This window comes from uncultured Polaribacter sp., from assembly GCF_947501385.1.
GTDB lineage: Bacteria > Bacteroidota > Bacteroidia > Flavobacteriales > Flavobacteriaceae > Polaribacter.
Genome location: NZ_CANMVP010000028.1, coordinates 1 through 12,937, shown reverse-complemented (window position 1 = coordinate 12,937; position 12,937 = coordinate 1). Strand labels below are relative to the sequence as shown.

Annotated in this window: 13 protein-coding genes; 11 read left to right on the top strand and 2 right to left on the bottom strand. The window is 30.5% G+C overall.

Annotation, left to right across the window (positions count from 1 at the left end):
- Positions 1–103 precede the first annotated feature (103 nt).
- From Q0998_RS16100 to Q0998_RS16055, 10 genes are all read left to right on the top strand, one after another.
- Positions 104–883, top strand: a complete 780-nt coding sequence (locus Q0998_RS16100) for a (Fe-S)-binding protein (protein ID WP_299671685.1) — start codon at positions 104–106, stop codon at positions 881–883.
- A gap of 1 nt (position 884) precedes the next feature.
- Positions 885–1,262, top strand: coding sequence for an SPOR domain-containing protein (locus Q0998_RS16095; protein ID WP_299671683.1), 378 nt, complete (start codon positions 885–887; stop codon positions 1,260–1,262).
- Positions 1,263–1,268: 6 nt separating this feature from the next.
- The gene (locus Q0998_RS16090) at positions 1,269–1,778 is read left to right on the top strand and encodes a PH domain-containing protein (RefSeq protein WP_299671681.1); all 510 of its coding nucleotides are present in this window, start codon (positions 1,269–1,271) and stop codon (positions 1,776–1,778) included.
- Positions 1,771–3,270: a PH domain-containing protein gene (locus tag Q0998_RS16085; RefSeq protein ID WP_299671679.1), complete on the top strand. Its 1,500-nt coding sequence runs from the start codon at positions 1,771–1,773 to the stop codon at positions 3,268–3,270. The genes Q0998_RS16090 and Q0998_RS16085 overlap by 8 nt, the downstream gene beginning before the upstream one ends.
- Positions 3,261–4,190: a 1,4-dihydroxy-2-naphthoate octaprenyltransferase gene (gene menA / locus Q0998_RS16080; RefSeq protein ID WP_299671677.1), complete on the top strand. Its 930-nt coding sequence runs from the start codon at positions 3,261–3,263 to the stop codon at positions 4,188–4,190. Before Q0998_RS16085 ends, menA begins: the two co-directional genes overlap by 10 nt.
- Before the next feature lie 60 nt (positions 4,191–4,250).
- Positions 4,251–4,766, top strand: a complete 516-nt coding sequence (locus Q0998_RS16075) for an SRPBCC family protein (protein ID WP_299671675.1) — start codon at positions 4,251–4,253, stop codon at positions 4,764–4,766.
- A gap of 7 nt (positions 4,767–4,773) precedes the next feature.
- Complete coding sequence (locus tag Q0998_RS16070; RefSeq protein ID WP_299671673.1) at positions 4,774–5,814, top strand: o-succinylbenzoate synthase; 1,041 nt, start codon at positions 4,774–4,776, stop codon at positions 5,812–5,814.
- A 101-nt stretch (positions 5,815–5,915) separates the two neighbouring features.
- Entirely contained in the window at positions 5,916–6,893 is a 978-nt protein-coding gene (locus tag Q0998_RS16065) for a CPBP family intramembrane glutamic endopeptidase (RefSeq protein ID WP_299671671.1), read from the top strand.
- Positions 6,880–8,055 carry an AMP-binding protein gene (locus tag Q0998_RS16060; protein WP_299671669.1) on the top strand — a complete coding sequence of 392 codons (1,176 nt, stop codon included), beginning with the start codon at positions 6,880–6,882 and terminating at the stop codon, positions 8,053–8,055. Before Q0998_RS16065 ends, Q0998_RS16060 begins: the two co-directional genes overlap by 14 nt.
- Positions 8,056–8,150: 95 nt before the next feature.
- Positions 8,151–10,232, top strand: a complete 2,082-nt coding sequence (locus Q0998_RS16055) for a von Willebrand factor type A domain-containing protein (RefSeq protein WP_299671753.1) — start codon at positions 8,151–8,153, stop codon at positions 10,230–10,232.
- Positions 10,233–10,272: 40 nt separating this feature from the next.
- On the opposite strand, the gene Q0998_RS16050 is transcribed toward Q0998_RS16055, so the two are convergent.
- Together Q0998_RS16050 and Q0998_RS16045 are read right to left on the bottom strand one after the other, a co-directional pair.
- Complete coding sequence (locus Q0998_RS16050; protein WP_299671667.1) at positions 10,273–11,541, bottom strand: hypothetical protein; 1,269 nt, start codon at positions 11,539–11,541, stop codon at positions 10,273–10,275.
- A 248-nt stretch (positions 11,542–11,789) separates the two neighbouring features.
- Positions 11,790–12,506 carry a YebC/PmpR family DNA-binding transcriptional regulator gene (locus Q0998_RS16045; RefSeq protein ID WP_299671665.1) on the bottom strand — a complete coding sequence of 239 codons (717 nt, stop codon included), beginning with the start codon at positions 12,504–12,506 and terminating at the stop codon, positions 11,790–11,792.
- Between the two features lie 163 nt (positions 12,507–12,669).
- Here Q0998_RS16045 and Q0998_RS16040 point away from each other — a divergent pair, with 163 nt between their 5' ends.
- The gene (locus Q0998_RS16040; protein ID WP_299671663.1) at positions 12,670–12,918 is read left to right on the top strand and encodes a hypothetical protein; all 249 of its coding nucleotides are present in this window, start codon (positions 12,670–12,672) and stop codon (positions 12,916–12,918) included.
- The last annotated feature ends 19 nt before the right edge of the window (positions 12,919–12,937 follow it).

Sequence of the window (12,937 nt, the reverse complement as noted above, 5' to 3'; positions counted from 1 at the left end):
GCAGTATACAGTATTCAGTTGGCAGTAAGTGGCTGACTGAATACTGTGAACTGAATACTGAAGACTAAAAACATCAACAATTAAACGAATTAACATCAAATTTATGAACGTACCAACAATGGCAGATATGATGGCTCAAGGCAAACAACCAGAAGTGTTGTTTTGGGTGGGTGCTGCAGGAAGTTATGATGATAGAGCAAAAAAAATATCGAGAGCATTTGTAAAAATATTACATCAAGCTAAGGTAGATTTTGCAGTGTTAGGAATTGAAGAATCATCTACAGGAGATGCCGCAAAAAGAGCCGGAAACGAGTTTTTGTTTCAAATGCAAGCCATGATGAATATTGAAGTCTTAAATGGTTATGAAGTAAAGAAAATAGTTACTTGCGATCCGCATTCTTTCAATACGTTAAAAAATGAATATCCAGGATTGGGCGGAAAATATGAAGTTTTGCATCACACACAATTCATACAAGATTTAATTGCTGAAGGACGTTTAAAAATTGATGAAACCACCCTGCAAGGAAAACGAGTAACCTTTCACGATCCTTGTTATTTAGGAAGAGCTAATGATGTTTATGAGTCTCCAAGAGATTTAATTAGAAGACTAGGCGTTAATTTAACTGAAATGAAACGCAGTAAAAGTACCGCTTTGTGTTGTGGAGCTGGTGGTGCACAAATGTTTAAAGATGCTGAAGCAGGAGACAAAGAAGTAAACATTTTAAGAACAGAAGATGCTTTAGAAACAAAACCAGAAATCATTGCAACAGGGTGTCCTTATTGTAATACCATGATGACAGATGGTATTAAGTTTAAAGAAAAAGAAGCAGAGGTTGTTGTAAAAGATATTGCAGAGTTAATTGCGGAAGCGAATCACTTATAAGATGAAAAATATTTTTCTATTTATTTTAGGGATCTTTTTTATTTCTTGCACTAAGAATGAAGAAAAAAAGGTCATTCCAGTTGAAAACCATAAAGTTACAGACACAATTGTCTCTTTAGAAAAAGAAGTTTTAAAAGAAGATACTTTAATTTTTACAGTGCAAATAGCAGCTTTAAAGAATAGAAATGAAAAACTAGCTGATGTAGCGGATATAAATATTTACGAAGAAAATTCTCTAATAAAATATAGATTAGGCACTTTTGAAACCTATAAAGAAGCTAAGAACTATAGATTACAATTATTGAATACCTACAAAGGTGCATTTGTACAAGCTTTAAAAAATGGTATTCCAATTACAATCAAAGAAGCTTTACAATAATGTTCCATGACAGATTCTTTTCAAAATATTGCTGTAATTTCCTTTCCCGATATTTCTAAAATCGAGTTTAAAACGATTGAAAAACAGTATTTAAACGTTATTTTAATCAATACAGCATTTATTTTTTTAATTGTATTCGCCATTCTTTTTTTTATTGACTACAAGAATTATTTAGAGTTAAACGAATCTATTTTTTGGTTGTATGCGATACTTTCTATAGCGCTGCTTTTTGTAGTTTTTATAAAGCTTATCGGTTTTAAAAAAAGAAAATATGCTGTTAGAGAAAAAGATATTTCTTATAAAAAAGGCGTTTTTTTTAGAAGTTTAACAACAGTTCCTTTCAATCGAATTCAGCATGTAGAAATAGATCAAGGACCAATTTCACGTTATTTCAATTTGGTTTCTTTAAGTGTATTTACAGCAGGTGACAGTAGTGACGATTTAAAAATTAGCGGACTTTTAAAGGAAGATGCACAGCAAATAAAAGAATACATCAGCAATCAAATAGATGAGTAATTCAGAGCGCTTTAGCCAATTTAGAAAGCAATCTAAAAAAGGCATTCTTGTTATTTATCTCAATATTTTATACAAAGCTTTAAAAGCTTTTTGGATTCTACTTTTCTTATTTATTCAAAAATTTTCTAAAATATCAGAAACCACACTTCTTTATATTTATTTAGGAATAGGTTTACTATTGGTATTTTTCTTAGTGAGAGCTTTTTTAATTTTTCAAAATTTTCAATTTAAAATAGAAAATAAGCATTTTATTTTAAAAAGAGGAATTATAAAAAAAACAAACACCTCCATTCCTTTTGATAGAATTCAGAACATTAATTTCAAACAAAATATCATTCAGCAACTCATAAATGTGCACGAAGTAAATATTGAAACGGCAGGTTCTAGTAAAGCTGAAATTTCAATCAAAGCATTGTCATTTAAAGAAGCGAGTGCTTTAAAGAATGCCATTACAATTTTTGATAAAAAAAATGTTGATCAAAAAACAGAGACTTCAGAAAAACCTTTACTAAAAGTCGGTTTTTTAGCCTTGTTAAAAGTAAGTCTCACTGAAAATCATTTGCAAAGTTTGTTGCTTTTATTCGCATTATTAATTGGTTTTTTTCAACAAATAAGTGAACTTTTCGACGGTTTAGGAAAACGTGATGTATTAGATGATTATATCACAGAAAATACATCTACATTAGAAACAAGCGTCATTTTAATAGTCGGATTGCTTATGCTCTTAACTTTTGTTGCGGTGTTAAGCTCTGTTGTTCGAGTGTATTTAAGACATTTTAATTTAACGGTTTTTATAAAAAATAATGCTTTAGAGATTTATCAAGGTTTAACAACAAAAAAATCTGTTATTTTAAAGAAGGGTAAGGTACAGCACATTACCATTTCTCACAATCCTATAAAAAAGAAATTAGGCATTTCTTTTATTACTTTTAAACAAGCAATTAGCGGGAAAGTAAAAAAGAAACAAGATAAAATTATTAAGATTGTTGGTTGTAAATCAGCACAAATAGCAACAATAAAAGATGTATTATTTACAAATGAAAACTTAGAAGGTTTAGATAAAAATTTTTCAGACATCTATTTCCGCATTCGTTTATACATCAGAAGTATTTTTATTTTGTTAGTATTGAACGTTGGTCTTTATGTTGGTTTTGAAAATACCCACGTTTTTTGGGCGAATATTCTGTTAATTCCTATTTTTATATTTGCTATAGAAATCAGTTTTAGGAAAAGATACTATCTTTTTAGTCATGAATTATTATTGATGGGCTCTGGAACTATAGAAACGCACAAGACCTATTTGCCTTTTTTTAAAGTACAAAATGTAAAGTTGAAGCAAACTATGTTTCAAGCAAGAAAAAATGTGGCTGACGTCGTTTTTCAAACGGCATCAGGAAAAATAAAAATACCATGTATGCAATTAGAAAAAGCGCAACAAATATATAATTATACACTGTTTAAAGTTGAAACTAGCAAGAAATCATGGATGTAAGAAGTTACCTAAAAGCAGCTCGTTTAAGAACATTGCCTTTGTCTATATCTGGAATTATTGTTGGAAGCATTTTAGGAAATGAATTCGTGAACAATGTATCAGAAGATAGTATCAGAAACTTTATTTTCGAATCTCCAGTTTTTTGGTTGGCAATTTTAACCACAATTGGTTTTCAAGTTTTATCTAACTTTGCAAATGATTATGGAGATGGTATTAAAGGCTCTGATACAAACAGAACGGGTGAAGCCAGAATGGTTTCTTCAGGAGCAATTACACCAAAACAGATGAAGATGGCCATGATTTTTACAACCATCATCACTTTAATAATCGCTTTGGTATTGATCTATGTGGCTTTTGGAAGTGAAAATTTTGGGTATTCCATCTTATTTTTTATTTTAGGAATTGCATCAATAGCAGCAGCTATTAAATACACAGTGGGTAATTCAGCCTATGGTTATAGTGGTTTTGGAGATGTATTTGTATTTTTGTTCTTCGGATTGTTAAGTGTTGTTGGTAGTTATTTCTTGTACACGAAATTTATAAATGTCGAAGTTTTTTTACCTGCAATTTCCGTTGGTTTATTAAGCACAGCCGTTTTAAATTTGAACAATTTAAGAGATCGAGAAGAAGATAAAAAGAATCATAAAAATACCTTAGTGGTGAAATTAGGTATGCAAAAATCAAAAAAATATCACTACTTTTTAATTATTGGTGCTTTAATTACGGCTTTGGCGTATGTGTTTTTAGATTTTAGTTCTATGTATCAATTGCTGTTTTTAGTCGCTTTTGTTCCTTTGATAAAAAATGCCATCACAGTATCGAAAAATACAATTCCTGCCGCATTAGATAGTGAGTTAAAAAAAGTAGCTTTGAGCACATTTTTATTTGCTATTCTTTTTGGAATTGGACAACTTTTTTAGTAAAACAGCAATCATAAATCACCATTACCTTATGAGTGAGTTTGTGACAAAATTTAATTTATGAAAATAATAAAAATAATTTTAATAGTAATTTCCCTTGTAATTTTAGCTTTTTTTATGACGGGTTTGGTTGTGAAAGAAACCAATTATACGGCTCAAGTTTCTATTGAAAAACCGATTAGTGAGGTTTTTAATACCTTCACAAAAATAGACAGCGTTAAAAACTGGATTCCTGAGGTAAAGTCTGTTAAGACAATCAATAAAAATCCTGGAATTACAGGAAGTGTGTATCGTTTGGTGGTTCTGAATCAAGGTCAAGAAATAACAATGACAGAGAAAATTATGGCTTATGTGGCTAATGAAAAAGTTACGTTATTTTATGATGCTGAAAATATGTTAAAAAAAGACGATTATCTTTTTTCTGAAGAAAACGGAATTACCACTATTATCTTACATGCGAGTTGCCAAAGTGAATCTTTTATCATGGCTTGTGTTTTTCCGTATTTTAAAGGTACTTTTAAAGCACAAGATCAATCGTATTTAAATAATTTTAAAATATTTTTAGAGAGCAAATAATTTTATTTTGATAAAAGCAAGCTATAAAAAATACATTCTTAATTTTAAAAATCCAAGTGGAACTTCTCGCGGAATTTTAAGAACCAAAGAAACATGGTTTATCATTCTAGAAAAAGAGGGTAAACAAGGAATTGGAGAAACAGGTTTGTTTAGAGGTTTAAGTGTTGACGATGTTCCTCAATATGAAGAAAAATTAAAATGGGTTTGTGCGCATATAAATGAAGGTTTAGAAAAATTATTATCTGAAGTCATTGACTTCCCGTCAATTCAATTTGGGCTAGAGCAAGCTTTTTTATCATTAAAAAGTAAACATAAGTTCGACTTATTTCCATCGGAATTTACACAAGGAAAACAAGGAATACCCATAAATGGTTTGGTTTGGATGGGAGACAAGAAATTTATGAAAACTCAGATTCAAGAAAAACTAAAAACAGGATTTTCTTGTATTAAAATGAAAATTGGCGCCATTAATTTTGATGCAGAAATAGATTTGTTAAAATCGATTCGCAAGGAATTTTCAGCAAAAGAAATAGCATTAAGAGTAGATGGAAATGGTGCATTCAGTCCAAATGAAGCATTAGAGAAATTAGAGCAATTATCACAATTAGAAATTCATTCTATAGAACAACCTATAAAACAAGGTCAGTTGCAAGAAATGGCTTCTTTGTGCGAAAAAACACCATTGCCAATTGCTTTAGATGAAGAATTGATTGGTGTTTTTACTTCCGAAGAAAAAAAGCGTATAATTGAAACGGTAAAACCACAATTTATTATTCTGAAACCAAGTTTAGTTGGTGGTTTTAGTGGAAGTAAAGAATGGATAAAATTCGCAGAAAACAACCACATAGATTGGTGGATTACTTCTGCTTTAGAAAGCAATATTGGCTTAAATGCAATTGCACAATTTACGTATACTTTAGAGAATAAATTGCCCCAAGGATTGGGAACAGGAGGTTTATTTACCAATAATTTTAAAAGTCCGTTAGAAGTTAAAAACGGAACTTTACAATATAACAATTCCAAAAGATGGGATGCTGAAATAATTTAAATGTCTCCTCGAGCATTACTAAAATCAAATTATAACTTGATGGAAAGTAAAAAACGAAGTTCTAGAGGAGTTATTACAAAGACAATTATAAATTTAAAAACATGAATTTTATTCAACAAGCATACAAAGGTAAAAACGAATGGTATCATTGGGTGCTAACTATTATGCTCGTTTTCTTTGGATGGCAAGTTTTAGGAATTATTCCTTTAGTGATGGCTGGTGCAGCAAAATCTAAAGACACCAACGAGTTTCTTAAATTTATGGAAAACAGTTTTATGACTGCGGGTTTAGATAAAAATTTCCTACTCTTTTTAATAGTTTTTACATTTTTTGTGGGTTTAATTTTTCTTTTTATTGGCGTAAAATATATCCACAGAAGAACCATTACTTCTTTAGTGACAAGCAGAGTTAAAATAGATTGGAAACGTTTTTTTTACGGTTTTTTTGTTTGGGGAATCATTGCTTTGGTTTTTTCATCTATAGCACTATTAATTTCTCCAGAAAACTTTGTCTGGAATTTTAATGCAACACCTTTTTTTATTTTGGTAGCTATTTCATTTCTGTTTATACCATTTCAAACCAGTTTCGAAGAGTTATTGTTTAGAGGGTATTTTATGCAAGGAATTGGAATTTTAGCAAAAAACAGATGGGTGCCTTTATTGATAACCTCTGTAGTTTTTGGTTTGTTACATGGTGCAAATCCTGAGGTTGCAAAATTAGGTCAGATAACGATGGTTTTTTATATTGGTACAGGGTTGTTCTATGGCATTGTAACGCTGATGGATGAAGGCACAGAAATTGCCTTAGGTTTGCATGCTATTAACAATATTGTAGCGGCATTTTTTATCACTACAGATTGGACTGTTTTTCAAACAGATGCTTTGTATATAGACATGTCAGAGCCTTCCGTAACTTGGGAGATGTTTTTGCCAGTTTTTGTTTTATATCCTATAATGCTGGTTATTTTTTCTAAAAAATACGGTTGGAAAAATTGGAAAGAAAAACTAACTGGTAAAATTGTAGCACCCGTTAATTTGAAAGAAAACTATAGAATTTTAGAAGATATTGGTACAGAATAATTTTCATAAAGATTTTAAAATAAATAATCATTCATTTACTTCTGTTGATGAAATGTTAATATTTGCGCATGATTTTTCTGAAGAAATTCATCTTTTTTTAGAAAATTGGTTTTCTTCTGAAGATTTTATTTTGGTAAAAACTTCAGGCTCTACAGGAAATCCTAAAACAATTCAGTTGCAAAAAAAACACATGGTGAATTCTGCTTTGGCTACTGGAGATTTTTTCAATTTAAAAGAAAATACAACAGCGCTACTTTGTTTGCCTGTTGCCTATATTGCTGGTAAAATGATGCTGATAAGAGCATTCACTTTAGGCTGGAATATAGATATTATAACTTCTAACTCCATTCCTTTAAAAAATATTTTTAAATGCTACGATTTTTCTGCGATGGTACCTTTGCAAGTAGAAAATTCAATAGAAAAACTACATCAAATTAAAAAACTAATTGTTGGTGGAGGAGTTGTTTCGACCAATCTTCAAGAAAAATTACAAACCATTACGACCGAAGTTTATGCAACTTACGGAATGACCGAAACCATAACACATATCGCGGTTAAAAAGTTGAATCAATTTTCGTCATTGCGAGTCCCGAATCCTCGGGAGAAGCAATCTTTATCTGAAGAAGAAAATAACATTTATATAGATGGTAAAGCTGAGAGACAGATGTCTCCTCGAGCGGAGCCGAGAGGTTATTATCAAACACTACCAAACACAACCATTTACAAAGACGAAAGAAATTGTTTAGTCATAAAAAATACAAAAGTTTCTGACGAAGTTATTTTTACAAACGATGTGGTCAACTTAATTTCAGATAAGCAATTTGAATGGTTAGGTCGTTTTGACAATGTAATTAACTCTGGCGGCATTAAATTACATCCAGAAAAAATAGAAGAAAAATTAGCTGACATCATAGCACAACGTTTTTTTGTTGCAGGAATTTGGGATGAAAAATTAGGAGAAAAGTTGGTATTGGTGATAGAGTATCAAAGTTTTAAAGTCTCAGAATTTCAGAGTTCGTTTATCGAAAAAATCAAAAACCTACAAACACTTTCTAAATATGAAATTCCGAAAGAAATTTACTTTATAGATGCTTTTGTAGAAACAGAGACAGGAAAAGTGCAGCGAAAGAAAACACTTCAAAAAATACAGACTAACTCATAAAGTTCGTTTACTTCAATTTTAGGTCTTTTTACTCATTGGTAGTTTTATAAAAAACATTTCAAATGTATTTTTATAGAAACTTTAAAACTACAGCAATGATAAAACAGCTATTTTTCGTTATTTTGATATTTGGAATATCAATTATACAAGCACAACAAAAAGAAATTACCGGAATTGTTACTGATGAAAATAATCAAGGTTTACCTGGAGTTTCTGTTTTGATAAAAGGGACTACAAATGGTACGGAAACTAATTTTGATGGGAATTACGTTATAAAAGCCAAAATAGGAGACACCTTAGTTTTTACGTATTTAGGCTTTAAAAAAGCTTATAAAACGGTTGCAAAATCTTCAATAATTAATGTTGAACTGAAAGCCGATGCTTCAGTTTTAGATGAAATTGTTATTGTTGGTTATGGAACACAAAGGAAACAATCAATTACAGGTGCTGTTTCTTATATCAAAGCAGAAAGTAGAAAATCAAATCCAGCGCACAATAAAATTACAAAAGCTTTACAAGGTAAAGTCTCTGGTGTAAATATTTCAAATAATACTATTTCTACTAAAGAAATTAAATCAACAAAGAATAAAGACCAACCTTTATACATTGTAGATGGTATTCCCGTCCAAAATAATTACAATTCTTTAATTCAGAATATAAACCCTAAGGACATTGAAAAAGTAAATATATACAAACCTAAAAAAGCAGAAAAATTATTCGGGTATGCTGCAAGAAATGGGTGTATTGTAATTCGCACAAAAAAAGGAAACTATAAAATTGAAAATGATGAAAGCTATGCTCAAATTCATGAAAATAATTTTGAAAGAGCACACTTAGCGCCCTTGTCTACTTTTTCTATTGATGTTGATAAGGCTTCTTATAGCAATATTAGAAGAATGATTAACAACGGACAAAAAATACCTTTGGATGCCGTTAAAATCGAAGAAATGGTAAATTATTTCGATTATGCATATGCGCAACCCACAGATAAACATCCTTTTTCGATTCATACAGAAGTTGTAAAAACTCCTTGGAATCAAGATACAAAATTAGTAAGAATCGGTTTGCAAGGAAAAAAATATGAGCAAGAAAATTTACCCGCTTCTAATCTTACTTTTTTAATAGATGTTTCTGGTTCTATGGGAAACGCAAATAAATTGCCTTTACTAAAAGCTGCTTTTAAATTATTGGTAAATCAACTTAGAAAAAAAGATAAAGTTTCTATTGTGGTATATGCAGGTGCAGCGGGTGTGGTTTTAAAACCAACGTCTGGCAATCAAAAAGAAAAGATTATAGCTGCATTAGATCATTTACAATCTGGAGGTTCTACAGCTGGTGGAGAAGGAATAGAATTGGCGTACAAATTGGCTGAGAAAAATTTTAAAAAGAATGGAAATAACCGAGTTATTTTAGCAACAGATGGAGATTTTAATGTGGGTGCTTCAAGTAATCGTCAAATGGAAAAACTAATTGTTGAAAAAAGAAAATCTGGCATTTTCTTATCGGTTTTAGGATTTGGTTATGGCAATTATAAAGATGAAAAATTAGAAATTCTAGCAGATAAAGGAAACGGGAATCATGCATACATAGATACCATGCAAGAAGCACAAAAGGTTTTTGGAGAAGAATTTGGTGGCACTTTGTATACCATTGCCAAAGATGTTAAGATTCAGGTAGAATTCAACCCTAACAAAGTGCAAGCATATCGTTTAATTGGTTATGAAAACAGGTTGCTAAATGATGAAGATTTTATAGACGACACAAAAGATGCTGGGGAATTGGGTTCAGGACACAAGGTTACTGCTTTGTATGAAATAATTCCTGTGGGTGTTGAAAATGATTATTTAAAGAAAATACCAAAATTAAAATACACAAAAAATACTACGAACAATTCCGAGGAATTATTTACTGTAAAATTTAGGTATAAAAAACCTTCAGAAAGTAAAAGTATAGAAATAATTCATATTCAAAAAGATGAAATCACAGCGATTTCTAACGATATGCACTTTGCTTCTGCAGTGGCACTGTTTGGAATGCAATTAAGAAAATCTAAATATTATAATAGTACAAATTTAAATGATGTATTGCAGCTTGCACAAAAAGGCAGAGGAGAAGACAAGCAAGGTTACAGAGCAGAATTTATAAGATTGGTAAAAAGTTATTCGAACGAGATCTAAATAAATCAACCCGCTCAATTGAGCGGGTTGATTTATTGTTTTATTCAAGGTTAAGCAAGTAATTTCTTACCGTTTCTTCTTCACTCAAATTCATTTTTTTCTTAATACGATATCGCACCGTTTGAACAGATCTTGGGTCTATTAGCAGTATTCTTGCAATTTCTTTCGTATGCAAATGTAGTTTTATAAAGATACAATGTCTTAATTCGGTTTCAGATAAACTTGGATGTAATCTTATTAGCCTTTCATAAAAGCCACTATTAACAGCATTAAAATGTTTTTTGAGTGTTTCCCAATCATCGTCTCGGTCTAAAATAGTATCAATTAATTTTAAAATGCTTTTTACTGTAGTAGCATCTTCCGTTTTTATTCCTTTCAAATCTGCCTTAATTTCTTTAAAGTACTGCTTGTTGTGTAATAGGTTGGTGGCTAAAGTTATCATCTCTTTTTCTTTTTGAATAATCTCATCAGAAATATTTTGGTTCCATTTGTCAGACTTTTTAAGTTTTTTTCTTAATTCTGATATTACGGTAATACAGCCAATAGTAAATAGAATCACCAGTACACTAATTATATATAAGGTGGTTTTTAAATTATAATTTTGTCCATTTAAATCATCATTATGAAGAACCACTTTCTCATATTCAAACTTCGAATTCAGATTTTCAATTTTATTCAGCAAATCTGAATTCAATTTATTTTTACTGTCCACTAAAACAGCCAGAATCTCAGGATTATCATGTCCTAAAAGTTCTAAGTCTAAAACACAATCACTAGAAGATTCGTACGCTTGATGAACGGAAATACTGATTACAATTTCGTTTTTTGAAATAATAGTATTATCAAAAATAAACGATGAAAATTCATTTTCTTCATTGCCCGACATCACCTCTGTAGCGAGTGTTTTTCCTGTAATGGCAATATTTGGCATGTTGTCTCTAAATATTTCTTTTCCATTTATATATAAAACGATTCCATCGTCTTTTAAAATTTTAAACTCATAAGCAGAGTACTTTTCTCTGTTAAGTTGAATTCTTTTTTTAAAATATTTTGTAATGTGTTTCTTTTCTGTGTTGCCACCAAATCCAATTTCGGTAGTAACTTTTGAATCTCCATACCCAATCGGAGAAGCGCCTATTTTCCAATCAGAAAAATTATTTAAGAGCATCCAGTCTTCATTTAGATACCCAGCGTCATAATAATGCCAGTCGCTTCCGTTTTTTATAATGATATCTTGCGCTTTTGTAAGAAAAGGAAATAGATACAGACCGAAAAATAATAGTAGAAATGGTTTTTTTAGTTGGCTCATCTTCAGGGGTTAAAAATAGTATCGTACAAATATAGTAGATTTTATGTTTAAAAAAGCAATTTGTAGTAGATTTGTTGTAGTGATGAATTGCAAAAACAAAAATGATATTCTAAATTTGTAGAGCATTTGAATGACGTTACTAAATATTATATTGGGGGATAGAATATTTGTTTTTTTAGAAGTTCAAAAAGTAAAAGTCGTGATTTTTAAATCACGACTTTTTGTTTTTAGTAGTATATAGCTAATTATTAGGGCTCCATACTATGGTAAATATTTTGAACATCATCATCCTCTTCTAGTTTCTCTAATAGCTTATCAACATCTGCCTGCTGGTCTTCAGTAAGCTTATTTGTAGTAGTTGGTATTCTTTCAAAACCAGAAGATAAAATTTCTATATTATTTTCTTCAAAATACGTTTGTAGCGCACCAAATTGTTCGAAAGGGGCATAAATAATAACACCTTCTTCATCATTAAAAATTTCTTCTACATCAAAATCTATAAGTTCTAGTTCTAGTTCTTCCATATCCATGGTAATATCTTCTTTTTTCAAAGTGAAATTACAGGTATGATCAAACATAAATACTACAGATCCAGAAGTTCCTAAATTCCCATCGCATTTGTTAAAAGCGGCTCTTACATTGGCAACGGTTCTATTATTATTGTCTGTTGCGGTTTCTAAAAGAATCGCAATACCGTGAGGTGCATAGCCTTCAAAAAGTACTTCTTTATAGTTTGCAGTATCTTTATCTGTTGCTTTTTTAATAGCTCTTTCTACATTTTCTTTTGGCATGTTCGCTGCCTTCGCATTTTGTATAACGGCTCTTAAACGCGAATTAGATTCAGGGTTTGGACCACCTTCTTTTACTGCCATTACAATATCTTTACCAATTCTGGTAAAAGTTTTTGCCATTGCAGACCAACGTTTCATTTTTCTTGCTTTTCGAAACTCAAATGCTCTTCCCATCAGTACTATTGTTTTAATTAAAATGCTTACAAATGTAAATATTAGAATGTTGTTTCACAATATTTTTGAAAGTTGATTTACAACAAAATATACCTAGTTGTAGGTATTGTTTTTTGACGACTTACATTTTATTTTTGATACGAACCTTAAAATAACATTTATCATGAAAAAAACTACTTTTTTTATTTTTACGTTTATTACCATTTCTCTTTTGAGTCAGACCAAATTAACGTCTAGTTTAACAGAAACAAATACTGGGACAGTTTGGATAAATAGTTATAAGTCAGAATTTACCTATGACAGCAATAATAATTTAACAGAAGATACAGAATTGTATTGGAATGCTACAACTTCGGATCAAGTCCAAAACTTGTGGGATTTTAAGATTAAGCAAAAATTGTGGTTAATCTAAATAGGAAAAAACCTACGTT

Coding starts and splice junctions, on each gene's coding strand:
- Q0998_RS16100 (WP_299671685.1), top strand. CDS start 104: ATGAACGTACCAACAATGGCAGATATGATGGCTCAAGGCAAACAACCA.
- Q0998_RS16095 (WP_299671683.1), top strand. CDS start 885: ATGAAAAATATTTTTCTATTTATTTTAGGGATCTTTTTTATTTCTTGC.
- Q0998_RS16090 (WP_299671681.1), top strand. CDS start 1,269: ATGACAGATTCTTTTCAAAATATTGCTGTAATTTCCTTTCCCGATATT.
- Q0998_RS16085 (WP_299671679.1), top strand. CDS start 1,771: ATGAGTAATTCAGAGCGCTTTAGCCAATTTAGAAAGCAATCTAAAAAA.
- menA (WP_299671677.1), top strand. CDS start 3,261: ATGGATGTAAGAAGTTACCTAAAAGCAGCTCGTTTAAGAACATTGCCT.
- Q0998_RS16075 (WP_299671675.1), top strand. CDS start 4,251: ATGAAAATAATAAAAATAATTTTAATAGTAATTTCCCTTGTAATTTTA.
- Q0998_RS16065 (WP_299671671.1), top strand. CDS start 5,916: ATGAATTTTATTCAACAAGCATACAAAGGTAAAAACGAATGGTATCAT.
- Q0998_RS16055 (WP_299671753.1), top strand. CDS start 8,151: ATGATAAAACAGCTATTTTTCGTTATTTTGATATTTGGAATATCAATT.
- Q0998_RS16050 (WP_299671667.1), bottom strand. CDS start 11,541: ATGAGCCAACTAAAAAAACCATTTCTACTATTATTTTTCGGTCTGTAT.
- Q0998_RS16045 (WP_299671665.1), bottom strand. CDS start 12,506: ATGGGAAGAGCATTTGAGTTTCGAAAAGCAAGAAAAATGAAACGTTGG.
- Q0998_RS16040 (WP_299671663.1), top strand. CDS start 12,670: ATGAAAAAAACTACTTTTTTTATTTTTACGTTTATTACCATTTCTCTT.